Raw genomic sequence first — 24,654 nt, 5'->3', positions numbered from 1 at the left:
ATGAAGAAGCATCTCTACTTTACAGGATTTATGGCCAGCGGCAAGAGCCGCACGGGTCGCGCCCTCGCAGACCGCCTCGGACGCCCGTTTGTCGATACAGACAACGTTATTGTAGAACGTGCCGGAAAATCTATTAACGAAATTTTTGAGCAAGATGGCGAAGCCGCTTTCCGCAAGATGGAACGCGATGTGATCGCCGAAATTGCAAAGAGCGAAAAGCCCCTTGTCGTTTCTCTTGGCGGTGGAGCCCTCACGCAAGCCGAAAACCTGAAAGTCATCCGCGAAAACGGAACGATCATCCGCCTGTGGGCAAAGCCCGAAGTTCTTTCGGAACGCATCGGTCGCAAGAACACGCGCCCGCTTCTTGCAAACCTCACAGACGAAGAACGCCTTGAAAAAATCAAGGTTATGCTCAAGGAACGCGAAAAGAATTACGCCAACGCGGACTTTAGCGTCGAAAGTTCGAACGACTATTCCGAAACGCATGTCACGGAACGCATTATGCACATGCTCAAGTTCTGGGAAAGCCATGCATTGGACGTGCACCCGAGCGAAGGTGGCCGCTACCCGATTTTCATCGGCAAGAACATTGTACCGGATGCCGCCATTATGCTCGAAGGCTTACGCCTTTCGCCGACTTATGAATTCTTGATTTGCACCGACACCACCATCGCCAAGGAACAGAGCATCAAGCTTTCGGAACTCCGCGGTCAGGCAGGCCGTTGCCCTATTTTCAAGTTCCAGGCAGGCGAAGGCCACAAGACGCTCCACAACTTGAACCAGCTTTACAGCTTTATGCTGCACCGCGGATACACCCGCAAGAGCTGCCTTTTGCAGTTCAGCGGTGGCGTTGTTGGCGATATGGCAGGCTTTGGCGCGGCCACTTACCAGCGCGGCATTCCGTTTGTACAGTTCCCGACAACGCTTTTGTCGATGGTCGATAGCTCTGTCGGTGGCAAGGTCGCCGTGAACCATGCCGAAGGCAAGAACATGATTGGCGCATTCTACCAGCCGAAGGCTGTCGTTTGCGATATTGCTGTTCTCTCCACCCTCCCCCCGACCGAATACCTTGCGGGCCTAGCCGAAATCGTCAAGTACGGCGTGATTTACGACGAAGAATTTTTCAAGTACCTTGAAAACAATGTGGAAAAAATCAAGGCTCACGATTACGATGTGTTAAAGCACATGATTTTCCGCAGTTGCCAAATCAAGGCCGAAGTGGTCGGCATCGACGAGAAAGAAGCAGGCCTCCGCGCCATCCTGAATTACGGCCACACGTTCGGACACGCGATTGAAAAGCTCACGCATTATGAACTTTTCAGCCACGGAATCGCAGTTTCCTTGGGCATGAGAGTCGCCGCACGCGCTGCCGTGCTCCTCGGAAAGCTCACAGAAGCCGAAGAAAAACGCCAGAACGCCCTCCTTGACGCCCTTGGATTCCCCAAGACATTCAACGTGGATGTCGAAGAAGCATGGGCAGCCATGGCCGTCGACAAAAAGGCAGAAAAGGGCACTCGTGTTTATATTTTGCCTACAACCATCGGAACAGTCGAAAAAGTTTGTAATATTGATAAAGGAATTATTGCAAACGCTTGGAAAGCCATCCAAGTAAGTGAGGTTTAGGATGAGTATCTTGGTTACCGGAGGAACGGGATCACTTGGGTTCAGTATTCTATCGAACTTAAGCGGCACCAATCATGAACTATACAGTTTCAGTGACGAGCTTCCGCAACCGTGGCAAAAGGTCGAAGGAGTTCAGTACCTTACCGGCGACTTGTTGGATTTCAGAAACGTCCAGGAAATGATTCAAAAAGTTTCCCCGACGCATATTTACCATTTGGCAAGCCAGTCTTCCGTGGGCTTAAGCTACAAGAAGCCCTACGAAACGCTCAACATCAACTTGCTTGGCACACAGACGCTCCTCGAAGCAGTGCGCCAGGTGGTTCCCAAAGCAAAAGTTTTGCTCCTGAGCAGTAGCGAAATCTACGGCCGCACAGAACAGCAATTGACCTATTTGCACAAGGAAACGGACCCACCAAATCCGTTGACTCCGTATGCCACATCCAAGGCTTGCATGGAAATTTTAGGGAACCAGTTCCGCAACGCAAACGGACTCCATGTTGTATTCGCTCGTCCGTTCCACTTTACAGGCCCGCACCACAGCCGCCGCTTTGTAATTCCCTCCATAGCCTACCAGCTAGTGAAGATAAAGTATTACGGAGCCGAACCGGTTATTTACTCGGGAAGCCTCGATGTAAGCCGCGACGTTGTTGACGTGCGCGATGTTGCCCGCGCCGCCATCCAGATTTTGAACACAGCTGAATCCGGTGAAGCATTCAACATTTGCTGCGGAAAGTCCTACACATTCCGCGAACTTGTGGAAATGCTCGTGGACATCTCCGGTGTGAGCGTGGACTTCAGATTTGACCCGGGTTACGACCGCAGTAACGACATCCCGCTATTGATTGGCGACCCCACAAAGATTATGGCACTCGGCTGGAAACCCATGATTTGCATGGAAGACTGCCTCTCGGATTTGTTCAACGAGATGGTAGTTCGCCGCCGTGTAGAGCTGAAAATGGGCATGGGTCGCGACTTGCGCCTGTAATTTAAGCCACTTACTTGCGATTCATCCATAATTCCCGCAGTTCAGCGAAAATTTATGACAAAGCAGTTCCACACGAGCTGCTTTTTTTTATTTTTCCGAGTATGAGATTACAAATAAAAAATTTTGCATTCACGATTTGCGCACTGCTTGCTTTTTCAGCAACAACTCACGCAGCAGATGTCGTTGCACCGACCGGTGCCGACCACGCCTTGACCGTTACGGACTTTATGCCGCACAAGGCCACTACCAAAGAATTTAACGAAACTTGGAGCTACCAGTTCGTATTCGACAACGGTACCCGAGCCTTTGTAAACTATTCCCTCCTCAACGTTCCTGGTTCGGGCCGAAAAATCGGTTGCGATTTAAGTTTCTGGAACTTCAAGGGTAAATCTTATGCAGTCGGTCGCCAGTACCCACCCGAACGTCTCGTGGCAAGCAAGGAAAAGGCAACGATTGACATCAAGGGCGAATACTTGCTCCAAAACGCACCGGGCAAGGGTCATCACGTGCTCTATAGTGCAGACAAGGGCGGTAAGTTCCTTTTGGACGTGACTTTCGAAAGCGCCGTACCGGGCATGGTTCCCGGAAATGGCGTTTGGACTTATGGCAAGGAAAAGTTTGCTCAGTACATTCACATTCCGTTCGGTCGCGTGACGGGTAAAATAGCCTATAACGAAGATACATTGACGGTAAAAGGCTATGCCTACATGGACCAGACTTGGCAAACGGCACAGGCAACTGACATGGCTGCTCGCACCATCAACTTTAGCACGAGCGAAAAATCCCCGATGCATGCCGGCCGTATTTCGCTTACAACCGACGGACAACTCATGGGTTACGCCTTGTTCAACGGACCGCAAGGCATGAAGGTCGCCATCCCAACAAAGATTAAAGAAGGCGGCACCGAATACAACGGCAAAAAATTCCCGAAAACGACTTTGTCTTTTGAATGGAAGAACGGCGTCCCGGCACTGGTATTCCCCGTGAACAAGGTGCTGCAAAAGGCTTCGCTCCTCGACAAGATTGACGGATGGTTTGCAAAGAAGGCCATGAAGATTGCCGCCGGAGGCGAAGTGCTGTTCTATCGCGGAAGAAGCCAAAACGGCATGGGCAAAAAGATTGACTGGGCTATCACAGGGGTCAAGGACTAATGACAAAATTTAGGCCCTGTATTGACCTGCACGATGGCAAGGTAAAGCAAATCGTCGGAAGTTCACTTTCCGATAGCGGTGCTGGACTCAAAACGAATTTTGAAACAGACCGTTCATCATCTTGGTTTGCAGAACTCTACAAGAAAGATGGAATAAAAGGCGGGCATGTGATTATGCTCGGCAAGGGAAACGAGAGCGCGGCAAAGGACGCGCTTTCGGCGTATCCAGGGGGACTCCAAGTCGGTGGCGGGATTAACGTCCAGAACGCTAAGGAATATATTGACGCGGGCGCTTCGCATGTGATCGTGACAAGCTGGATTTTCCCGGAAGGCAAACTGGACCGAGAACGTTTGGCAGAACTCGTGCGCGTTGTGGGTAAAGAACATTTGATTCTCGACTTGAGTTGCAAACGCTCGGGATTTGTTGACGGCAAGCCGCAGTGGAAAATCGCAACGAACCGCTGGCAGACAATTATCGATATTGAAATTACCAAGGAAACGCTCGAAGACCTCGCTAAGAGTTGTGATGAATTCTTGGTTCACGCCGCTGACGTGGAAGGTAAACAGCAAGGCATGGATGACGATTTGATTCGATTCCTCGCCGAGAATAGCCCTATCCCTGTAACGTATGCGGGTGGTGCAAAATCGCTCGAAGACTTGAAGCACTGCAAAGAAATTTCGAACGGCAAGATTGACCTCACTATAGGTAGTGCATTAGACTTGTTCGGTGGCAAAGGAGTGAAGTATGACGACTGCGTCAAGTTCAACAAAGCTCAAGGCTAGCGACAAGCTCGATTCTCGCCCGGCAATTTTTGGTCGAAAGGTCACAAGCACCTTCCGCAAGATGTTTGCTTTTAACCACAGGCCGCCCGGAAACATCCGCACTTGCTGGATCCCGCCGCTTGTGTTTTTCTCGCCCATTATCAATTTGCCGAAGCTCCTGAAATTGCGTTTTTACTTGAAAAAAGAACGCAAGCGTAGAGATCCAGACGATGTGCGCATTCTGTTTTACTCGGACAACTTGGACGAGACGAACGGCATCGCAAACAATTTGAGAAACGTGATTCCGTATATGCGCAGTCACGGCATGAAAGCATACCTCGCCGGCAGTGCATTCAACACGCGCCCGTGCGGTGTCATCGAAAACAGCTATTGCGTTTTGTTGCCGCGCTTGTTCAGTATGGAACAGCTCGGGTACGCCAACAGCGAACTTGCGATTCCGCGCATTTCGCCGGCACTCCGCTTGTTCAAGCGCTACCCCATTGACATGATTGAGCTTGAAACGCCAAGCCCTGGAGCATGGGTCGTTTGCCTTTGCGCATGGATTGCAGGCATCAAGGTATTTAGCCATTACCGCACCGACGTGCCAACATACGCCAAGACGCTTGTGAAAGCGAAATGGATGCACACGTACGTGCTTTGGCTCATGCGCATTTTCTACTGGATGGCACGCCCGGTCATCAGCCCGTGCGAAGACTACGCTAATATTCTAAAAAAGGATTTGAGAGTACCGGCCAACCAAGTGCAAATTCTCCCCCGCGGGCTTCCGTTGGAAAAGTTTTCGCCCGACTTGCGCGGCAAGGGCGCTTGGGAAAAGTTTGGCAACGATCGCAGCCAGCGTAAAGTGCGCTTTGCATTTATCGGAAGAATTTCCAAAGAAAAGAACCTGGAATTTTTGAACTCCGTTTGGGAAAAGTTCTCCGCCAAACACGATGACGTTGAACTCATGTACGTAGGTTACGGCTGGTATCTTGAAGAAATCAAAAAGCAGTTCAAGGACAATCCAAGCGTTTGCTTTGCAGGCGAACAAGGCGGCGAAATGCTCGCAAAGCTTTACGCAGATGCGGACTTTTTCTTGTTCCCAAGCACAACGGATACGTTTGGTAATGTGGTCGTAGAAGCAATGTCTACAGGAACACCAGCAATCGTAAGCAACTACGGCGGCCCGAGAAGCATTGTGCAAGACGACAACAAATGCGGGCGCATTTTGCCAATTGACGAAGCGAAATGGCTTGAAACGCTAGAAGAATGCCGCACGATTAAACTCGAACAACCAGAAGTTTACGAACAAATGCGAATCGACAGCCACAAGCGTAGCGAGCGCTACACGCTTGAAAGCTCAACCAAAACGCAGTTCGAATTCTTCAGGAAACTCAAACGCGAGACGTACGGGATTTGAGCGCCGGTGGCGCAGTTACTAGTTATTAGTTACTTCGCCCTTCGAGGCTATGAGGTCGGCACTCCGTGCCTGTGGGGGCACTTCGCTTTGGGGTGTGGGCATTTCAAGTTCCAAACACCCATAACCCCAAGCACAGCAGGTGCGAGCCCATAGCTCATACCTACATACCAAAGACCATTGACTAACTACTAATGACTCCAGATTCTTTGAAACGTTTGCGCGAGTGGTTCAAGAAGAACGCTGCCGAGCTTCCGTGGAGGCTTGCGGATTTGGACGCGCCACGTGATGCGTATGCTGTATGGATCAGCGAAACGATGCTCCAGCAAACGCAAGTTTCGACCGTCAAAGATTATTTTATCCGCTGGATGGAGCGGTTCCCTAATATAGAGACGCTAGCCAACGCCGATGAAGCAGAAGTATTCAAGTACTGGCAAGGTCTTGGATATTACAGCCGAGCAAGGAATATTTTAAAGACCGCAAAAATCGTTGTTAACGCGCATAGAGATTGCCACGCCCCCTGTAAGGGGGCTCGCAATGACGTGCAAGTTTCGACAGCACGGGAACTTGCTCACGCATTGGAGAAACGCAGCAGTCATGGCACAAAGGTCAATGACGTAAAAAACGAATTCAGCGTTCAATTACCCGAAACGCGCAAGGAACTTGAAGCGTTACCGGGGATTGGCGCGTACACGGCAGGAGCTATTTTAAGCCTAGCTTACCACCAGCGAGAAGCTATCTTGGACGGAAATCTCATTAGGATTTTTAGTCGGTTGTATGAGTTGAATTTTTTGCCGACAGATAAAATCAAAGAAAGGATATGCCCGTCCCGGAACAGTGTCCAGGATGATAGATCGGGCATGACAGAAAAAAATTGCGCCGAGATTTACTGGAATTACGCACGAGAAGTTGCCGATAGCCCCAAAGCCTACATGCACAACGAAGCGCTGATGGAACTTGGGCGAACCGTTTGCAAAACAAAATCGCCGCTTTGCGAAAACTGCCCGCTAAACAAAGAATGTCGCGCGTTCTTGGATGGCCGCACAGCTGAATTTCCACCTGCAAAAAAACGAACCGAAAAGAATTGGCATGGGACAGTTCTCGTCATTGAATGCGCTGACGAAAAAATTCTCGCGGTATGTGGCGGACAAAAATTCTTGGACAAGCAATTGGCACTTCCGCATTTTGAAAGTCCGCGCGGAGCTACCGTTGGGTTCCCCGCCGAAGCAGAAAATTACATCAACGCTGACGATGTAGAATCCATAAAGCATTGCGGAATATTCCGGCACAGCATTACCGTTCACAAAATCGAATGCGATGTACTTTATATAAAATTAAAATCGAAGGCAAAAGCCGCAGAAATCGCTATCAAATCAGACAACACAAGAATTGAAAACGGTGCAAAAATCAAATGGATAGAAAAAGCGAAAGTCTTTGAGACCTTTGCCAATTCATTTAGTTTAAAAGCATTAAAAAAAGCGTTTTAGGAGAAGCCTGCATCCTTCGACTTTGCTCAGGACAGGCTCCGGCAGGCATAACACAATCGGGATTAAAAGGCTTTCTTGGCGGTGCAGAAGAAGCGAACGCGGCTGTAATTTCCATTAGGCGTTTCGACAACTTCATCACCAAGAGCTTGAATAATCGAGCCCGCTAAAGTGATTCCCCACTTCGGGAAACGCTGCTCAAACGTAGCATCCCAATACCAATCGCCTTTTACAACAAGCGGATCCACAGAACGGAGATTCCATTCCGCATCACTCCTGTAGCGCAGAGAATGAGAAATTCGGAATGTCTTTTTGATAAGCCAATCTGCATTAAACGAAACAAAAAATTCCGAGGGGTTCACTTCAAAGCGTTTTTCTTTGCCATCAATGCGTTCAAAGCCAGTAAGCGCCGTAAACTTGAGCAAATCCTTGAACCAAAGTTTCAACCAGAATTCACCTGTCACACCCGTAATCCAAGAATTGATGCGAGCGACATCGCCTTGGCGGAATGTGTATCCGTCTTCTCGAACAAATTCATTCACTTCAAAAGTTTCAGCGCCATATTCAGCCCAAAAACTTCCGCGAAGCCCAAAGCCAAGGAAACCCGTGAGAGAATCTTCAAAATTCACATAGCCTTGCAATAAATTCATTTTTCCACTTGCGGTAAGCGAAATCGTATCACCATCGAAATATTCATGAGTATCGGCAATCGGATTCAAGCGTGTGCCCGCAATATTTTTAGCCCCGACAGTAACATTCATTTTTTCTAAAACCGGCACACGATACTCGATGCTGTCTTGCACAAGCCAATCTCTATTATTAACACCAAACATCACATCAAACTTGAGTTGTTCCATCGGACGAACGCGCATTTCGAGAAACGGCCACAAAACACGATTATCCTGCAAACCTGTATAGACAACGCCATCGTCATCGAGGAAACGGAATGCCAAGCCCGCAGAAAGCTGAAGCATTCCATGTTTGCAATCTTCACCACAATTATAAACAACAGAACCATTTACTTCATGGCGTTCACCAGATTCTTTTTTACGTTTATTCTGATATTCTGCATTTTCATAGACAAGCGTTGTAGAGAAATTCCAAAAATCGGCACGAGTTTCAACGCGCGGATTATAATGTACTGGAATCCATCGAGACGATTCCGTGAAGAGCCAAACGTATTCCATTCCTGCAAGAACGGATGCGTCAATCAAATTATTCGTATAACCAAGTCCACCATAAAATGAACTAAACATCGGCCAGTTTTCGCCAAAGAACGAGAACGATCCATCTACAATGCGTTTGCGGTAACCAGAAGTTCTAGTGCTGTAATGATCATCTTGGAATAAACGGAACGTAGCCCAAAGGCCATGCCACAATGGTGTACGTATACCCGCTTCTAAAATCGGAGTTCTATTGACAGGGCGATCACTAGGATCAGTGACAAAATCCTGATAAATTAAATCACCCAATTCATTGCCCGTTTTCATCCAAACAGAAGGTGTTTCAATGGGATCCCAACTGGGGAGCACCGACAGGCGATTAAAAAGTTGACGATAGCGCAATTTGCGAGGTGTCCAAAGTTCACTTTCGGAATGAATACCGCCAGCACCAAGCGCGCGATCAAAATAGAACGTTGGAGACCCCACCAAGAACGTTCCATCGTCACGAGAGACAACTTCCATGCCTTCCATTTCTGGATCGATTGCAGCAAAAGCAACACTTGCCGCAATGGCAAAAAGAGATATTAATTTATTCAATAAGGAGTTCATTACCAAATACTCCTTTCAAAAGTGAGACCGGCATAAAGCATATTAGAACGTTTCGGGAGAGTCCAAAGTTGTTCCCACATCACATGAAAACCTGCGCTATATTCCTTGAACCTAAACACAGGTAAACTAATTCTTGCATACCACCCAAATTCTGTTTCATTATCAGTTAAAGAACCACCCCGTTTTTCCCAACTATATTCCTCCACATCGGCACGAGTCCAGCTACATGAAAATCCTGCACCAAGCACAACTGGATGAATCGTTTTCCATTTCCAATCAGCACCAACTCGACCCATGAACTGGTGAACGCCATCATAATAATCATCCGACCTCGGCTTAAAATAAGCATATTGGAACATCACGATTCCATCGACGTTTTCCCAATATGTGTAGCGAACACCAACACCGCCATATAAAGTATTTTCTACAGCATCCATGAGGTCGCCCATCGGGTAAATTTCGCCGCCTTCGAGAAATACGGAGAAATGCGAAAACGAGATATCGTTTGCAACAGCAAGTGAATCGTCTTTAAACGCAAACGAATCCTCCCCTGCATGCAAAATCGATGCCAGTCCTAATGCTAGAATCGTAATTAATTTTTTCATTTTTTGTATTCCAAAGCTTGAGCAAAAAAGCCATCGAATCGAGAATCTTTAAGGCCCGGCAAAACAGGCTCGCCCGCTTTTTCAAATTCGGGATGAGCTTTAACGAACCGAGCAATAACACGCGTTGTTTCTGTAGGATCGGGGCTGCATGTGGCATACACAAGGCGCCCGCCCGTCGCAAGTGCCGTTGATGCATTTTCGAGAATCTTGAATTGTAAATCCGCAATTTCGTTGATGGATTCTGGTGTCATGCGGTAAACCGATTCCGGACGGCGAGCGATAACGCCCATGTTACTGCAGGGAACATCAAGAAGAATGCGATCGAACTTAGACGAGAGACTAGAGACTAGAGACGAGAGGGGTGAAGGCGGCGAGGAAGTCGCAGAGGCTTGAGGCGGAGCGAGGTCGATGACTTCAGTTTTGATGTTCGTAAGGCCAAGGCGGGTCATCAAGTCCTGCATTTTTTCGAGACGCGATGACGACGAATCGCTGGCAAGAATTTCAAGCGAACTATCCATCTCAGCCATGAGCGCTGTTTTGCCACCGGGCGCGGCGCAAGCGTCCCAAACCTTCAAGCCGGGCTTCAAATCCATGAGTTTTACGACTTCGTATGCAGACGGATTCTGGAACGAGAAAAGACCGTTCACAAATTCTGGCGTTGCAAGCAACAACTTCATGCCAACATCACGCGGAACTTCGATGTAGCGATCGTACAGAATCGAGGCTCCCGTAATGCCGAGTTTTTCGGCCAACACCGGAGCACTCGTCTTTTGCAAATTCACGCGGATCCATTCCGTAGGGCGTTCAAGCGTCGCTTTCGCCAACACTTCGGCACGGTCGCCGCCGTAAACATCGAACCAACGACGCACAAGCCATTCGGGAACAGAATTTTCAACGCTTACGCGACGGACGCGCTGCGGAGGCAGCGTGGGCTCGCCTTGACGACGAGCAGAGCGAAGCACGGCATTCACAAGTCGCGCAGTGCTTTCGCCTAAATTAGCTGACTTTGCCAGTTCCACACTAGCGTTGATGGCCGCATAATCCGGCACATCCATAAAGAACATCTGGAAGAGGCCCATTTCAAGAATCACGCACGCTTCGCGCGACGGCATTTTTTTCGTCAGCGACTTTACAAAATATTCGAGATACAAATGCCTGCGGCAAACGCCCAAGGCAAGTTCCATCGCAAATGGAGAAAGTCCGCTTTCCTTGATAAACGAGCCGTCTTTTAGCCAAAGCAAAAGGACTCGAAAGGCATCTTCACGTTCTGTTAGCAAAATTGAAGTCCCTCGCGCTTTTGGATTCCACGCATAAAATCAGCAACAGGCATCGGCTTTTTGCCTTCGGCCTGAATTTCAATCACTTCAAGAACGCCTTCGCCAGTGCCAACAAAGAATCGGTTGTCCTTAAATTCTACAACGCCCGGCGCAAGCTTTGGACCGTTTTCAGGAGTATCCGTCTTGCGAAGATACACCATGCGTCCACCGAGCTTTCCGTATCCACCCGGCCACGGGTTGAACGCGCGAATGCGGTCGTGGATTGTATGTGCCGGAAGATTGAAGTCAATCAAGCCTTCTTCTTTCTTGATTTTCGGAGCGCCACTTGCCTGAGCATGGTCCTGAGTCAAATCCTTTTCGCAGCCATTCTTGAGCTGGCTAATGGCATCGTCCAAAGCATCGCAACCCGGAGCCACCATTTTGTCGAGCAGGCTAGCTGTTGTTTCTTGATGGTCAATAACAACCATGCGCTGAGCAAGAATCGGACCGTGGTCCATCTTTTCGTCCAAGCGGAAAACGGTCACGCCCGTTTCTTTGAGGCCATCGGCTATCGCACGCTGCACCGGAGCGGCACCGCGATACTTCGGGAGCAAACTGCCATGAACGTTCACGGCACCAAACTTTGTCACAGCCAAAATGTTCTTCGGCAAAATGGAATAAGCAACAACGACATACAAGTCGGCATCGTACTTGCGGAGTTCCGCTTCGAATTCGGGCGACTTCAAATCTGTCGGTTGCAGGACCGGCAAATTGTGATTCAAAGCAGCCACCTTGACAGGCGGTGGCGTAAGCACGCGGCCACGACCTGCAGGACGATCCGGTTGCGTAACAACCGCTAAAACTTCGTTATCGGAAGCTATCAAATGCTCCAAGAAATGTGCCGCAAATTCCGGCGTTCCCATAAATACAATTTTCATACTCACAATATAGCTTTTATATGCGAAAGGTATAAAAGGCGATCGTGGAACAAGTCCGCGATGACAAGGCAAGGTTCAACAAAAAAGCGTCGGCCAAGGATGGGGAGGGTGCAGGGAGGGGCCCGTGCGGCCTTCGCAACTCCGAGCTGGGGCCCCGCCCGCATATTGTACATCTTGAATTGCGATAATAATAAAATGAAAAAAGTAACATCCAAGCGATAAGCTCATTTTCTATCTTTGCGCCCATGCGAATTCTTTTACAACTGGCCCTGATTTTGGGGATTTGCTACGCAGGCGATTTAATTCACGATTTCACGGGAATTCCTGTGCCTGGCAACATTCTCGGGATGCTCATTTTGCTCCTTTTGCTTTGCCTCAAGATTGTCAAGTTAGAACAAATTCGCGAAATTAGCGATTTCTTTTTGAAGCGCCTCGCGTTTTTCTTCTTGCCGCCCGCAATCGGCCTTATGCTCGTTGGCGATGACGTTAAAAGTGAGTGGCCACTTTTGCTGTTCCTCTGTATAGTCATTACCATCGTAACGATGGCAGCCACAGGTTGGACCGTTCAACTCCTTAGCAAAAAATCAAAAAACAAAAACCCCTAGCACGCCATGTTCGGAATCATACTTACCATCATCGCTTTTGAAATCGGCGTCACCATCCGCAACAAGTGGCGCAATCCACTATTAAACCCGATTCTCATCGCCACCATTCTCATCATTGGATTTTTAACCATCACGGGAATCAGCTACGATACATATAAAGTTGGCGGCGATTACATTTCATTTTTTCTCGGACCTGTAACGGTTTTACTTGCCGTTCCTTTGTACAGACACATTCAAGCTCTGAAAAATGCGTGGTTTCCAATTCTCGCAGGAATCGTTGTCGGTAGCACAGTAAGCATCGTTTGCGTTATCGTCTGCGCAAAGATTTTCGGAATTAGCAAGACGCTCATGCTTTCGCTCATTCCAAAATCAATCACCATCCCGATGGGTTCCGTTGTATCCGAACAAATTGGCGGCATTCCATCCATCACGATTGTTTCGATTGTCATCACGGGAATTACGGGTGCTGTCACGGCACCGCTCGTTTGCAGATTTTTCCGCATCAAGAATCCTGTTGCTCAAGGTGTCGCTATCGGCACATCAAGTCATGCACTCGGAACTACAAAAGCGATGGAAATCGGAGAAGTCCAAGGCGCCATGAGCAGCCTTTCAATAGGTGTCGCAGGCGTAATGACTGTATTTATAACGCCGGTATTGCTGAAAATATTTGCGTAAAATGTAACTGGATCCTTCGTCGCTTCGCTCCTCAGGATGACGAGAGGGAGGTGTCCGCTTCCGCGGGCATGACAAAGCAGGAACAACTACTGACTAATGACTATTGACCAATAAACAACAGTCCAATCGTTATTTTACTTATTTTTTCCCACGACAACTGTCGAGATAATGCTTTCAGTTTCTGGAATATCCAGAAGCCTTTTCAGTTCATCATGGTAAAAGAAATGCTCTTCACGAGCAGTTTTGTTGAGCAGGCGCGCGGAAACATATAACGATTCCGTGAGCACACCCGCATTCAAGTTCATGTAGCGATAACCGCGATTTCCAAGCACATTGCAAGATTCATTCAAGTTCGAAGTCAGCACCACCGCAAACATCGCATTTTGAACTTGTTCGGGAACAGCAAAGCATTTGACAAATCTTTTCGGATTTGCAGAACCACTTTGCATGTAAATGGACTTGCGTACCGGAATATAGCGGTACACACCCGCATACACAAACATCACATCAAAAACGACAATCCAAATCTTGATAAGCCCAGCACCAAACGCATTGATTTGCGCCAACTCCAACCAACGTAACAGCGAAGAGAAATCATCCAAATCAAGTGTTCCGTGAGCAAACGGAGCCTTTACTTTACGGTCCGCACGTAAATACCACAGTTCACGCAAATAATATTCGTTCGTGAATTTCGAAGGCGTCAGCGGGAACTCATCGCCAGGCAACGCCTGAGCATTTAAGCGGCGCACCTTCATGCAAAGATTCAAGTCATCGATGTTTTCGAGATGATTTTGCAACATGAATCGCGACGGATAGCGCGAGATATCAAAGCTGTTTTCGCCATCGCCCACGTAAGCATTCATTTCGGCATGGTTTGAATAAGCTAATTCGCCAACACCATCATCGACGGAATTGAAAGCAACCATGCTCTTTTCAGGGAAAATCGCAATGGCAGCCATCGGCATTTCTGTAGCGCCAAGCTTGAGCGCGACCGCAATGGAATCATCAACAAAACCGCCAAGCGTAAATACCTTTTGCCCCCTTGACTTTGCAAGAAGAATCGTATTAGCGCAGGCAGACCCTACATCCATTTGTACTTGTCGATACGCTGCTTCGCGGAATCGCCAAACAGCGCGTTCTAGAATCCCCGTGTAAAGGAAAATCGTTTGCGATTCTTTAACAAATTCTTGTTCCGGGAACGCCGAAAGAATCGCCTTGCGAACATCCTCGCCCCCAAGTTTTACAAGTTTCGAGTCATCAAGATCAACATAATAAACGCCATCGGGAACATCCGATTCATGCACAACCGCATAAACGCCAACCGGATCTAAGTAATCCGCCGAAACTGGAGCCAAAAGAGGCATAAAACCTGCCGTGAGCGGGTATCTCTGGCACCCTTCATAACGCTTATCGGCATACGCTTGCTTTTCCCAATGCATAATGACAGGATCCCCACTTCCATGGGGAATGTACTGGGTCGATTCGTGATAAATTTCCGAAAAATAGCGCATTCAAAGTGCAAGATAAAAAGTTTACAGTATGCGCAATGTTCAAAGGCACTAAAATAAAAGTTTTTTGTGCGTTTTTCTTACAAAAACAGGATTTTTTAACAAAACACTTAATACAGTTATAATTACGGTTTTCGATTTTTTCAGCTATATAATAATACCCCCAATATATTTTTTGATAGAAATTAAAATTCCATAAGAGGCCATATGCAACTCAAGAATTTATACACTTCATTAAGCGTTCTCGGAATCGCAGCCACAATGGCACTTACAGCCTGCGGCGACGATAATTCCGATACGCAATTTGCGAATAATCCGGGCACTGGCACAGAAAACCCAGTTCCAGGTTCCAGCGGCTCAACGGAGCTCACCTCTAGTTCCTCAATTGCGGATATCACAACCGAATCATCCAGCTCTGCTGGGACGGTTGATCCGTCTACACTCCCCGCAGAAGGCCCCATCACACTCCCGCAAGGTCTCGGTGTTCTCGTGGACGATTTTGAAGACGGCAACCACATGAACAACCTCAGCAATTATTGGTACACCTACAACGACAACAGTAACAACGGTGCATCCATAATCACGACTCCGCTCAATGACGAAGGCGACATTATACCAGCAACGGTCAACAATGGTTCAACCAAGGCTTTGCTTGTCAGCTACACGCTCGATAGAGGCGATTACGAATACGATCCGTATGTGGGCTGGGGCGTACAAGTAGACCCGGACAGCGCCAATGGACGTTTTGGCGGCATCACATATTGGTATAAGGGCGGCGCTCACGAAGTACATATCGAAGTCACCGATGTCGAAGATTATGACGTGCATCTTGCAAAGGTTGCAGCTTCTAGAACCTGGAAACAAGCCGTCATCCGCTTCAAGGACCTTGTACAAGGCGGCTGGGGCAAAGAAGTTATCTTTAACGCCAAGAACATCAGAGCAATCAGTTTCCAAGCCAAAGGCAACAAGAACAAAGCTATTTCGGACTCGCTATTCATAGACAACCTTTATCTGCAAGACACTTCCGAAGTCGAAAAGGATAAACCGGATATGGAAATCAAGGACCCGGTCATTCCGACTGTCTCATTCACCGACGCAGATATTGCTGTAACAAATCCGTTGCAAGAAAAGGCCATGAAGTATCTCAACAAGGGTGTAAATTTCACCAACTGGCTCGAAAATGCCGACGGCAAGTTTAAATCCTTTGAATTGGGCGAAAAGGATGTCCAGATCCTCTCCGAAAACGGTTTCAAGAGCCTCCGCTTGCCCATTGACCTCGACCTTTACGCCACAAACCGCGATGCATTCGTCAAGGGCACCGATGCTGAACTCAAGTTCGATGACGACACATTGTTCATGGTTCTCGATTCCTTCGTAAAATGGACCGCCAAGCACAACATGTCTCTCGTGATCGACTACCACGAATACGACAATAGCTACAACACCACAAGCGCCAAGGACACGAACTATATCAAGATGATGGCTGAAACTTGGAAGCATGTTGCAGCGCACTATGCCGAAAATACTCGTGAAGACTTGTTCTTTGAACTTTTGAACGAACCGGACATGAGCGATGGTAAGGTTACCGCAGCCCAGTGGACAAAAGCAGCTCAGGCCATGATTGACGCCATCCGCTCGGTCAACACCAAGCATACAATCCTCTTCGGTGATGCCCAGTGGTACTCCATTACTCTCTTGGCCAAGCGCACTCCGTTCACCGATGACAATATCATCTACGTGATCCACACTTACGAACCGTTCGCCTTCACGCATCAGGGCGGTTCCTGGACGGACTACGCCACAATTCACGATATTCCGTTCCCCTACGATAAGGCAAAGTGGTCCACGGTGTCGGGTGACTTCGGTGTCAACAAGAGCACAAAATCTTACGTCAAGAACGCAATCAAGGACTACTACAAGACTGGCAGCAAGGAAGCCATCATGGTCGAAATTCTCAAGGCTAAGAAGTGGGCTGCCACCAACAACGTACCGGTGATTATCAATGAATTCGGAGCTTTGAACCTCCGTTCTACCGCAGAATCCCGCATCAACTACCTCACAGCCATGCGTGAAATCTGCGATACACTCCAGATTCCTTGGACGCACTGGGGCTACACCGGCAACTTCTCCGTGATCGAAAACGGCAAGTTGATCGAAGGCTTGGACAAGGCTCTCGGCGTCGGAAAATAAAATTTCTCCTTAGAATCCCAGAAAAGCTGCGCAGAAATGCGTGGCTTTTTTTAGTTGGAAGTAGACAGTAGGACAAATGCGTAAGTCGAGTGTTGCGACAAAACTTGTTTTGGCATAACCGAGGCTAGCATTTGATACTTGAGCGAAGCGAGAGTATAAGTAGGAAGTTAGAAGTTGAAAGCGGAAAGATACGGTTAATACAGACATATATAAAAGTTCAGTTTTTATTAACACAATGCAATGGGGATTTTACATATTTTTATAGAACAATAAGAATCCTCATCTCCTCCAAATATAAGCCGCATGTGCATTCGTGCGGTTTTTTATTTGTTCGCGATTTTCTAAATTACAATTATGAAGTTTAAGATTAAAGGCATTTTTGCAGTCTGTTCCACGTTGTTTATAGCAGGGGCAGCAAACGCAGCCGGATTTTACGGCAACCAAAGCGATATTAAATGGAAAACCGCAGGCACGGAGCATTTCCAGTTTATTTACCCGATGGAATACTCTACACACGCAGCGAAAGTTTCCGCCTATGCCGAAGCCGTTTACGATTCTGTCACCAGCCGTTACCACAAAGCTCTTCCCGGCCGCGTGAGCGCTGTCTTGAACAACGCTCTTTACAGCAACGGAAGCGCCATCCCTAGCGAAAATGCCGTGAATCTTTGGCTCACCAACTGGGATTTTAAAATTCGCAGCAGCCACGGCTGGATTTCAGATGTTATCACGCACGAATTCAGCCATCTCGTGAGCATCGAAAGTGGAAGTAAAACATTCCCGAACCTCTACGGTGTCCAATTCGGATTTACGGACTATTACAACGAACGAACCCGAACAGATTTCGTTTCCATGATTCCGTTTACGTTGCAACCGCTTTGGTTTGCTGAAGGAACCGCGCAATACGAATCATCACGCATGGGTTTTGACTCCTGGGATACGCACCGCGACATGCTCCTCCGCACGGCAGCGCTCAGCGATAGCCTCATGACGCTCCCCTACATGCACGAATTTTCGGACAACTCGCTCCTTGCTGAACTTGGACCTTACACACAAGGTTTTTCGCTCGTGCTCTACATTGTAAAGCATTACGGCGACGAAGCCATCCCGAATATTTGGAAAGAACTCGGGCGCCCCTACCGCGCCACGCTGAACGGAGCTATAAAAAAAGTTCTCGGCATCAGCGAAAAGGAATTGTACAACGCCTGGAAAAAAGAGATCACTGAATACTACCAAGCACAAAAAGATTCTCTCGGTACATTGGTCGAAGGTGTAAAAATTACCAAGGATGCATTCTGGAACGATTTCCCCGTTGTTAGCGGCAAAAACCTTTATGGAGTATCAAACTTTGGCGGACCTTGGTTTGACGGAAGCGTGTTTAAAATACCGCTGGAAGATACTTTAAAGACGAAAGACGTGGTTCGACAAGCTCACCAACCGGATAAGCCAGCCGAAGTGAACCAATCCAAAAATGATTCCACGAAAGTTGAGATTGGCGATATTGAAATCGAAGGAGCCGACAGCAGTCTTATTGACATTTCCAAATTTGCAAAGTCCGGCTTCAAGGCGAAAAAGCCGTGGTTCGACAAGGGCATCGACGTTTACGACGACAGCACGCACGGCCCGATTCTCGCCTACATCAGCTACCAGAACCGCGACAAAGATGGGCACGCGCACTTTGACATCGCGTTAAGCGACACGAACAAGAATCAAGCAACGCTCACCTACCTTGTAGACGCCGTCTACCCGTCATTCAACAAGCAAGGGAACTCTATTATCTTTGTACGACGCGAGCCGTTCAGCACGAGATTTGTATTAAGTAAAGTTCCGTTCAAGAGTGACTTGAAAAACATCACCTCCGAAGAACCCATTGATATTTTCAAGCCCGATTCTTCGCGTCTCTACTACAACATTTACAGTCCCAAATTCAGCCCAGACGGAAAACGCATTGCTTTCAGTTTCTTTGACGATGTACAGCGCGGCATCGCAGTCGTAGACACGAACGGCAAGAACTTCAAAGTCGTGAGCACCACAGGTTATGACGAACGCGACGTGGCATGGCTCGATAACGACAAGATTATTTTCGCCAGCAACAGAAACAATATTTTCAACCTCATCGAAAAGGATTTAAACACAGGCAAGGAACGCGCTTTGACAAATGTCGTTGGTGGCGCATTCACGCCGACACTCGCAGGCGATACAATTTTCTTTACGCAGTACGACAAGGACGGATTTTCACTTTACAAGTTGCCTTACAGAAAAGAAGCTGAGCCCGTTTACCGCGACAGTATTGTAGTTTCGACCCGCGATAGCGTTTTACAAATTGCAGACACCATTCAGGTTGCATGCTCCGATACAGCAAACATCGCAGATACAACAAAACTTGTAGCAGCAAAAGCAACAGCCGAGCAAGCAGGCGCAAAGGCCGCAGATTCCGCAAAATGCACCGTTCCTAAAGTCGTTTGGCTTAAAGACGTGAAGCAAGTCGAACACCGCGATACAATCAAGGTTGCCGTCATAGACACCACGCAACGAGAAATCATCTTGCACGGAACGCTCCCGCAAAAGATTCACAAAAATCTTGAACTCGTCGATCGTGAATTTGCAGGCGCCGAACGCAATTACAAGCCCATTCCCAACATCCCATTGTTCGTGCCAATCTTGAGCTTTAGCGAAAACGCTCCGTCATTAACCGTGTTTGGTGATGGCGAAGTCAAAGCAAAACTCGGGCTTGCTGTCGTTATCAGCGACGCGCTCAAGAAGAACACCGTGCAATTAGGATTGTTACTCGAACTCGGAAAGGGAATAGACTATTTCAACGGAAGCGGTCTCAACCCCAGACAAGAAAAGGAATTCTTTATTTCATGGGACAACCGCAGCACTCCTATAGATCTTGGACTTTCGTACAATTACGCTAATTATACAAGCCAAGACACCATCCATGCCGATGACGTTGGCGCAAACAGGGGCGATAGCATAAAAACAAGCTACTATGCCTTTGCAACACAGGCCATTACAGGAACCGCAGGCTATAGTATTTTCAAGAGCATCGATACATTGCAAGCCGCCATCAGCTATGACTGGGCTAACGTAAACTTTTACAACGACACGGTCGAATGGACATACAACAAACGCTTTAGCGCTACCATTGGATTCGGTCTTTACGGAGACCACGAAGGCGAAGGCGGATCGGGAATTTCCGGACAAGGGAACGGGGCACTCGTTTATTACCAGTACTCCAACACCGACCTAAACCGTCCCGGAACTCTCTATATTACTGAAAACGGTCAAATCAAAACCCATTACAGAAACTTCACGCTCCATCAATTTGGAATTAATTTATACGGAAGCATCCAGACTCCGCTCTTAGGCGCACGTCTTGCCGCCGGCGGAAAAATTTCCAGTATTCTCCACTGGGATACTGACGATGTAAGTGACACGTTGGATTCGTACTTTTACACCCCGGTATTCCTTGACGGTTACCCCTACTTACGCAGTAACGAAGACTACACGCTCGCCGGCACCAAAACGGCAATAGCAGAACTTCATTACCTCTACCCCATTTACGATGACTGGAGGCACAATCTTTGGATATTCACAACGCGCAGTCTTTACGTTGACTTGTTCTCGCAAATCGGTGCCGCATGGAACGGAAATTTCTTCACAGACAAGTTTACCAAGCATGGATTCTGGGACCGTTCTGTGGGTTTAAGTTTCCGCATGAGCAACAAGATTTGGGGAAGTATTCCGTTTGACATTTCGCTCACGTTTGCTCGCGGGCTTGACCGCATTGGCGAAGATGGCGATTTGCACGGAGGCTGGAAGTTGGATCCGATCCACTTGACGTTCTTGCCCAAGGTGCTCCGCCCAACCAGAATAAAGTTTTCCATTGGGATGGGGTTCTTGAACTCATGGCAGTAGCCATGTAAAATTTTTTTACCCATCCTGGCGCAAGCGCCAACCTTACGGCTCAGCAATGGGTCTGCAAGCAGCCCCGCTGCGTTCGCCTTTTAAGGTTGTGGCCGACGCTTATTGCATTATAAAACGTATCTGCAACTATAATTGTGTATGCAGTTCTAGATTAGCTTAAACGAAAGGCGGCTTAGGGCCGCCGTTTTTTTAAGGTTGTTTAATGTTTAGTAGTTAAAGCTTTTGGTGTTTTTTTCGCCGGGGAGTAGCTGGCCGGGGCTTGTGCGTTCGGCGTCTCGGCCTTTGAAATTCGGGTTGAGCTTTTTGATTTCTCGCGACTTGACCTCGGCCTGAACATCGAGCAAATGACGTTCCCATTCTTGAATAGCGCCATCAAGTTCTACACGAGCGTTCAACATCAATTCCTTGAGTTGCATCAATTCCAACATGCGTTCGCGCTTGAGCACCCAAAGTTCTTCTTCTTCGGGCATGCGTTCGATATTGAACAGCAAATTCAAATATTTTTCTTCGGCTTCACGATAAGCCTTATACGTATCCTCGTAAACGAGATTGCGGTCATCGGCCATCGTCTGCTGCGAAGAAACGTGAGTCGCACAACCGATGAAATTCATCGCGACAGGAAGAAGGAAAAATGGAATTGTCAAACGCATGGGATTAAAGTACAAAAAAAGTAGGAAGTAGACAGTAGGAAGTTAGAAGTTACTAGAATTCTTAATATGAAATTCTCTAGTAACTAGGAACTGTTGCGAAGCACCTCAGTAACTAGAATCTCAGAACTAGTAACTCGAAACTCACAACTGCTGCAAAACAACCTCTACTCAGCGGAGTCCGCAACTTCACGCTTGATGTTGTAAAGTCTTTCGTACGAGACGTGGCTCGTGAACGTGACAGAATCCTTTGTTTCGGGGTGGATCATCGTATGCGTTCCGACCTTGACTTCACGTTCCTGACACGGGAGCCCAGTTTCTGGTTCAATCATGACTTCAAACTCAGTGCGGTATTCACCCTTGAGACCAGAAGTATAACCCTTGAACTTTTCAGGAACAATCTTGCTACCCACATGCTGTTCCCAAATGAAATACGGGAAGCTTTCGGCTTCGTGCAGGTAAACCACGTAGTCCAAGCATTTGCGGTGGTCGCGGTTCGTAAAGCCCTTCGTCACCACAGAGTCAATCTGAATCAACGCAAAGTTCAAACGTCCCTGTTGCTTGAGAAGTTCGGTCACGTTACCCTTGACAGGCACCACGCCCTTGAGCAAATGGTCCATTTCCCAACGATGCTTTTCCAAGCGCTTGAGGTGCGGCTTGAATTCCGGATTCAAGAGCTGATCGCGCCAACGACTCGGCATCGGGATATGGGCCAGCAACGTATCGTAGCCATCGTCAATCCCAGAAAGATTCGTGACGTTACGATCAACCGCAGCTAGGTTCACTTCCTTGATGCGCCAAGCAAGTTCTGTCGGCATAAAATTCTTGAGGTATCCGCGAGACTTGTCAATAACATAGTTACGCTTGACAAACGTCGTATCGCCTTTTGAAGAGTAGTTCAAATCGGCATACGTCGCCGTAATCGTCCCCATCTTTTCTTCGCCCTTCAAGTCAAGCGTTGCATAATAGCTTTCGGTGTACATTTCGAGCGTGACAGGAGCACTTAATTTATAGTCAACAGACACTTCGGATTCGCTGCAAGCGGTAAGCATAGCAGCGACAAACATTCCACTCAAGAATTTTATTTTATTCATTAAATTAACCAACTATTGATTGACAATCGTTAACTGTTTTGCAGCGATTAAGCCTCTTTCGGAAGAAATTTCCAGAACAACCGTTCCAGGGGCTTTGAGTTTCGTCATTTCGCGAGCCGTCGCATAGCCGCCTCGACGAGAACGCGCTTCAAGTGTAAATGCTTCCATTTTATTGGAAACATGGAAATCACGTTCCCAAAGCTGAGTACCCTTGTTGCCAAGAGTTCCTTCGTAGAACGCAAATTTCAGCGTATTAAAATCAAAACCCGTTCCGTAACGTAATTGGATAATGAGCTCATCAGCCATCTTAAATACGCTACCCGTATCCGCGACGTAACCCACAGCAGGATTCCATTCACGGCCACAAGCGATGACGGGTTCAGATTTCGAGCACCCCGCAAACAGTGCACCCAAGGCGAGAGTTGCAAACATAACGATTTTCTGTTTTTTCATTGTATCCCTCTATTTTTCCCAACAGCACTTTTTAAAATAGCAAAAAACTATCTGTCAAGTACAAACATCATTTCAAGATGGGGTGTTTGAGGGTAAAAAGCGAATCCTTCGGCATGAGAAAGCGCAAAACCGGCCTCGGCGAACTTGGCATAGTCACGTGCAAGGGTCACCGGATCGCAAGAAACGTAAATCAGGCGGTTGACAGAGCTCTTGACGATAGCAGAAAGTGCTTCTTTGGGCAGTCCTGTGCGCGGAGGATCCACAATAAGAGTGGCGGGCACGTCCACAACGTTTTCGAGAAGCCAATCTTCAGCAGGCGCCGAAACGTTTTCGATTACTGGAACCGCTGAATTTTTCGCTGTCGGAACCGCCGCAGGAGCAGACAAATTAACTTTTGCGTGTTTCAGGCACCCCTCTTCGCGTTCGACAGTCGTGATTTTCTTGAACTTGTCCTGCAAAATGCAAGCGAAGAATCCGACACCGCTAAACAAGTCTATAAGCCAATCGTTAGTCGCCTTACCACTTGCCAAGCCTTCATCCACAGCCTTGCGGACTGATTCAACGAGTTCCGGCAAGAGCCCCAAATTGCTCTGGAAAAACACGGAAGCATCCGCTTCGATTTTGCGGCCAGCAATTTCAACAACGCTTATGGCATGAGTGTCAAAGTCGGACTTGCGCATTCCCGGGTAATAGAACGAGATTTCGCCTTTGCCGTTGTCGAAAATATTCACATCAATGTCGCGGCGATTATTCGCGAGAAGCGTTGCTGCCGGCCCACGCAAGAATTCATTCAAGCCGTCCGTGAGCACAGGGCAATTTTCAAACGGGACAATATTGTTGCTTTCTTCGCCGCGGAAACCGAAGCATGCGCAGTTAGTAGAACCTTCACGATTTGCCGCACCATCACCACCGGCATTGCCAAAGGAATTGCCGCAGAATACAACGCGGGCGCGGTTTCTGTAGCCCCACGCGTTTCCGGTATGAATCACAAAATCTTCGGGCAGTTCCGCATGCGCCAAGCGCCTGAAGTTTTCGCGTTCGACTTTTTCGAGGTATTCCGCTTGCTTTTCAGAAGTGAGATGCTGCAAACTACAGCCGCCGCATTTTCCGTACAGCGGACAAAGCGGTTTCACACGATCAGGGCTTGCTTCCAGAACTTCGACAACACGGCCCTTGGTAAAGTCCTTTTTTTGGAACGTGAGTCGCACCTTGCAGAGTTCCCCCGGAAGCGCTCCCGCCACAAAGCACACACGACCGTCTTCCAAGCGCGCCATGCCCTCGCCCCCTTGCACCATCTTTTCGATGCGAAGCGTGAAGCATTCACCATGCGGGTCGCGACTAGAGCCGCGGCGGTCCTTATTGCCACTCGGGCGATTGTTGTCCGAACGCATATTGCCGCGATTAAAGCGGTCTCGATTCGAGCGATTATTTCTGCGGAAGTCAGCCATGAACGTAAAAATAGAAAATGTTTAACAAGCACTACCACCTATCCCCATTTTTTGCGTTTTTGACCAAAATTCCAACATTCCTGAAAGAAAACGGGGCTTTTTGCCGCAGTCGCGGTTC

19 protein-coding genes are annotated in these 24,654 nt (G+C 48.0%); 10 read left to right on the top strand and 9 right to left on the bottom strand.

The features are described 5' to 3' along the window. The 6 genes from aroB to HUF13_RS04790 all read left to right on the top strand — a co-directional run bounded on the left by aroB (position 1) and on the right by HUF13_RS04790 (position 7,421). Entirely contained in the window at positions 1 to 1,623 is a 1,623-nt protein-coding gene (gene aroB / locus HUF13_RS04815) for a 3-dehydroquinate synthase (protein WP_173474060.1), read from the top strand. A gap of 1 nt (position 1,624) precedes the next feature. Continuing rightward, a complete protein-coding gene (locus HUF13_RS04810; RefSeq protein WP_173474059.1) occupies positions 1,625 to 2,608 on the top strand; it encodes a GDP-mannose 4,6-dehydratase in 984 nt (327 codons plus the stop codon). A gap of 101 nt (positions 2,609 to 2,709) precedes the next feature. After that, on the top strand, positions 2,710 to 3,759 hold the full coding sequence (locus HUF13_RS04805) for a lipocalin-like domain-containing protein (RefSeq protein WP_173474058.1): 1,050 nt from the start codon (positions 2,710 to 2,712) through the stop codon (positions 3,757 to 3,759). Then, positions 3,759 to 4,541: a phosphoribosylformimino-5-aminoimidazole carboxamide ribotide isomerase gene (gene hisA / locus HUF13_RS04800; protein WP_173474057.1), complete on the top strand. Its 783-nt coding sequence runs from the start codon at positions 3,759 to 3,761 to the stop codon at positions 4,539 to 4,541. Before HUF13_RS04805 ends, hisA begins: the two co-directional genes overlap by 1 nt. Beyond that, positions 4,504 to 5,937, top strand: coding sequence for a glycosyltransferase (locus tag HUF13_RS04795; protein ID WP_173474056.1), 1,434 nt, complete (start codon positions 4,504 to 4,506; stop codon positions 5,935 to 5,937). The genes hisA and HUF13_RS04795 overlap by 38 nt, the downstream gene beginning before the upstream one ends. A gap of 191 nt (positions 5,938 to 6,128) precedes the next feature. Then, positions 6,129 to 7,421: an A/G-specific adenine glycosylase gene (locus HUF13_RS04790; protein WP_173474055.1), complete on the top strand. Its 1,293-nt coding sequence runs from the start codon at positions 6,129 to 6,131 to the stop codon at positions 7,419 to 7,421. Positions 7,422 to 7,483: 62 nt separating this feature from the next. Here the strand turns inward: HUF13_RS04790 and HUF13_RS04785 are convergent, their stop codons facing one another. From HUF13_RS04785 to fmt, 4 genes are read right to left on the bottom strand one after another with little or no spacing between them, the layout of a single operon-like run. After that, on the bottom strand, positions 7,484 to 9,190 hold the full coding sequence (locus HUF13_RS04785; RefSeq protein WP_173474054.1) for a hypothetical protein: 1,707 nt from the start codon (positions 9,188 to 9,190) through the stop codon (positions 7,484 to 7,486). Further along, on the bottom strand, positions 9,190 to 9,795 hold the full coding sequence (locus HUF13_RS04780; protein WP_173474053.1) for a hypothetical protein: 606 nt from the start codon (positions 9,793 to 9,795) through the stop codon (positions 9,190 to 9,192). The genes HUF13_RS04785 and HUF13_RS04780 overlap by 1 nt, the downstream gene beginning before the upstream one ends. Beyond that, positions 9,792 to 11,072 carry a transcription antitermination factor NusB gene (locus HUF13_RS04775; protein ID WP_173474052.1) on the bottom strand — a complete coding sequence of 427 codons (1,281 nt, stop codon included), beginning with the start codon at positions 11,070 to 11,072 and terminating at the stop codon, positions 9,792 to 9,794. Before HUF13_RS04775 ends, HUF13_RS04780 begins: the two co-directional genes overlap by 4 nt. Beyond that, positions 11,066 to 11,989 (bottom strand): methionyl-tRNA formyltransferase, encoded by a 924-nt coding sequence (fmt, locus tag HUF13_RS04770; RefSeq protein ID WP_173474051.1) that lies wholly within the window; start codon positions 11,987 to 11,989, stop codon positions 11,066 to 11,068. Before fmt ends, HUF13_RS04775 begins: the two co-directional genes overlap by 7 nt. Positions 11,990 to 12,234: 245 nt before the next feature. On the opposite strand from fmt, the gene HUF13_RS04765 reads away from it, so the two are divergent. Next, positions 12,235 to 12,594: a CidA/LrgA family protein gene (locus HUF13_RS04765; protein WP_173474050.1), complete on the top strand. Its 360-nt coding sequence runs from the start codon at positions 12,235 to 12,237 to the stop codon at positions 12,592 to 12,594. A 6-nt stretch (positions 12,595 to 12,600) separates the two neighbouring features. After that, positions 12,601 to 13,269 (top strand): LrgB family protein, encoded by a 669-nt coding sequence (locus HUF13_RS04760; protein ID WP_173474049.1) that lies wholly within the window; start codon positions 12,601 to 12,603, stop codon positions 13,267 to 13,269. Between the two features lie 134 nt (positions 13,270 to 13,403). Here HUF13_RS04760 and HUF13_RS04755 read toward each other — a convergent pair whose 3' ends face one another. Continuing rightward, complete coding sequence (locus HUF13_RS04755; RefSeq protein WP_173474048.1) at positions 13,404 to 14,780, bottom strand: nitroreductase family protein; 1,377 nt, start codon at positions 14,778 to 14,780, stop codon at positions 13,404 to 13,406. Between the two features lie 204 nt (positions 14,781 to 14,984). On the opposite strand from HUF13_RS04755, the gene HUF13_RS04750 reads away from it, so the two are divergent. Both HUF13_RS04750 and HUF13_RS04745 read left to right on the top strand, forming a co-directional pair. Continuing rightward, the gene (locus HUF13_RS04750; RefSeq protein ID WP_173474047.1) at positions 14,985 to 16,967 is read left to right on the top strand and encodes a carbohydrate binding domain-containing protein; all 1,983 of its coding nucleotides are present in this window, start codon (positions 14,985 to 14,987) and stop codon (positions 16,965 to 16,967) included. A gap of 354 nt (positions 16,968 to 17,321) precedes the next feature. Then, on the top strand, positions 17,322 to 20,885 hold the full coding sequence (locus HUF13_RS04745; RefSeq protein WP_173474046.1) for a PD40 domain-containing protein: 3,564 nt from the start codon (positions 17,322 to 17,324) through the stop codon (positions 20,883 to 20,885). Between the two features lie 215 nt (positions 20,886 to 21,100). Here HUF13_RS04745 and HUF13_RS04740 read toward each other — a convergent pair whose 3' ends face one another. From HUF13_RS04740 to HUF13_RS04725, 4 genes are all read right to left on the bottom strand, one after another. After that, on the bottom strand, positions 21,101 to 21,505 hold the full coding sequence (locus HUF13_RS04740; RefSeq protein WP_173474045.1) for a hypothetical protein: 405 nt from the start codon (positions 21,503 to 21,505) through the stop codon (positions 21,101 to 21,103). Between the two features lie 203 nt (positions 21,506 to 21,708). Beyond that, on the bottom strand, positions 21,709 to 22,635 hold the full coding sequence (locus HUF13_RS04735; protein ID WP_173474044.1) for a hypothetical protein: 927 nt from the start codon (positions 22,633 to 22,635) through the stop codon (positions 21,709 to 21,711). 12 nt (positions 22,636 to 22,647) lie between these two features. Further along, entirely contained in the window at positions 22,648 to 23,088 is a 441-nt protein-coding gene (locus tag HUF13_RS04730; RefSeq protein WP_173474043.1) for a hypothetical protein, read from the bottom strand. A gap of 47 nt (positions 23,089 to 23,135) precedes the next feature. Next, complete coding sequence (locus HUF13_RS04725) at positions 23,136 to 24,536, bottom strand: class I SAM-dependent RNA methyltransferase (RefSeq protein WP_173474042.1); 1,401 nt, start codon at positions 24,534 to 24,536, stop codon at positions 23,136 to 23,138. Between the last annotated feature and the right edge of the window lie 118 nt (positions 24,537 to 24,654).

It is taken from the genome of Fibrobacter succinogenes (assembly GCF_902779965.1).
GTDB classification, from domain to species: domain Bacteria; phylum Fibrobacterota; class Fibrobacteria; order Fibrobacterales; family Fibrobacteraceae; genus Fibrobacter; species Fibrobacter succinogenes_F.
Note: the sequence above shows the minus strand (reverse complement) of the source record. Positions and strands in the feature narration are given on the sequence as shown.

What these genes read in the sequence shown, in the direction of transcription:
- aroB (WP_173474060.1), top strand. Translation starts at nt 1, where the DNA reads ATGAAGAAGCATCTCTACTTTACAGGATTTATGGCCAGCGGCAAGAGC.
- HUF13_RS04810 (WP_173474059.1), top strand. Translation starts at nt 1,625, where the DNA reads ATGAGTATCTTGGTTACCGGAGGAACGGGATCACTTGGGTTCAGTATT.
- HUF13_RS04805 (WP_173474058.1), top strand. Translation starts at nt 2,710, where the DNA reads ATGAGATTACAAATAAAAAATTTTGCATTCACGATTTGCGCACTGCTT.
- hisA (WP_173474057.1), top strand. Translation starts at nt 3,759, where the DNA reads ATGACAAAATTTAGGCCCTGTATTGACCTGCACGATGGCAAGGTAAAG.
- HUF13_RS04795 (WP_173474056.1), top strand. Translation starts at nt 4,504, where the DNA reads ATGACGACTGCGTCAAGTTCAACAAAGCTCAAGGCTAGCGACAAGCTC.
- HUF13_RS04790 (WP_173474055.1), top strand. Translation starts at nt 6,129, where the DNA reads ATGACTCCAGATTCTTTGAAACGTTTGCGCGAGTGGTTCAAGAAGAAC.
- HUF13_RS04785 (WP_173474054.1), bottom strand. Translation starts at nt 9,190, where the DNA reads ATGAACTCCTTATTGAATAAATTAATATCTCTTTTTGCCATTGCGGCA.
- HUF13_RS04780 (WP_173474053.1), bottom strand. Translation starts at nt 9,795, where the DNA reads ATGAAAAAATTAATTACGATTCTAGCATTAGGACTGGCATCGATTTTG.
- fmt (WP_173474051.1), bottom strand. Translation starts at nt 11,989, where the DNA reads ATGAAAATTGTATTTATGGGAACGCCGGAATTTGCGGCACATTTCTTG.
- HUF13_RS04765 (WP_173474050.1), top strand. Translation starts at nt 12,235, where the DNA reads ATGCGAATTCTTTTACAACTGGCCCTGATTTTGGGGATTTGCTACGCA.
- HUF13_RS04760 (WP_173474049.1), top strand. Translation starts at nt 12,601, where the DNA reads ATGTTCGGAATCATACTTACCATCATCGCTTTTGAAATCGGCGTCACC.
- HUF13_RS04755 (WP_173474048.1), bottom strand. Translation starts at nt 14,780, where the DNA reads ATGCGCTATTTTTCGGAAATTTATCACGAATCGACCCAGTACATTCCC.
- HUF13_RS04750 (WP_173474047.1), top strand. Translation starts at nt 14,985, where the DNA reads ATGCAACTCAAGAATTTATACACTTCATTAAGCGTTCTCGGAATCGCA.
- HUF13_RS04745 (WP_173474046.1), top strand. Translation starts at nt 17,322, where the DNA reads ATGAAGTTTAAGATTAAAGGCATTTTTGCAGTCTGTTCCACGTTGTTT.
- HUF13_RS04740 (WP_173474045.1), bottom strand. Translation starts at nt 21,505, where the DNA reads ATGAATTTCATCGGTTGTGCGACTCACGTTTCTTCGCAGCAGACGATG.
- HUF13_RS04735 (WP_173474044.1), bottom strand. Translation starts at nt 22,635, where the DNA reads ATGAATAAAATAAAATTCTTGAGTGGAATGTTTGTCGCTGCTATGCTT.
- HUF13_RS04730 (WP_173474043.1), bottom strand. Translation starts at nt 23,088, where the DNA reads ATGAAAAAACAGAAAATCGTTATGTTTGCAACTCTCGCCTTGGGTGCA.
- HUF13_RS04725 (WP_173474042.1), bottom strand. Translation starts at nt 24,536, where the DNA reads ATGGCTGACTTCCGCAGAAATAATCGCTCGAATCGAGACCGCTTTAAT.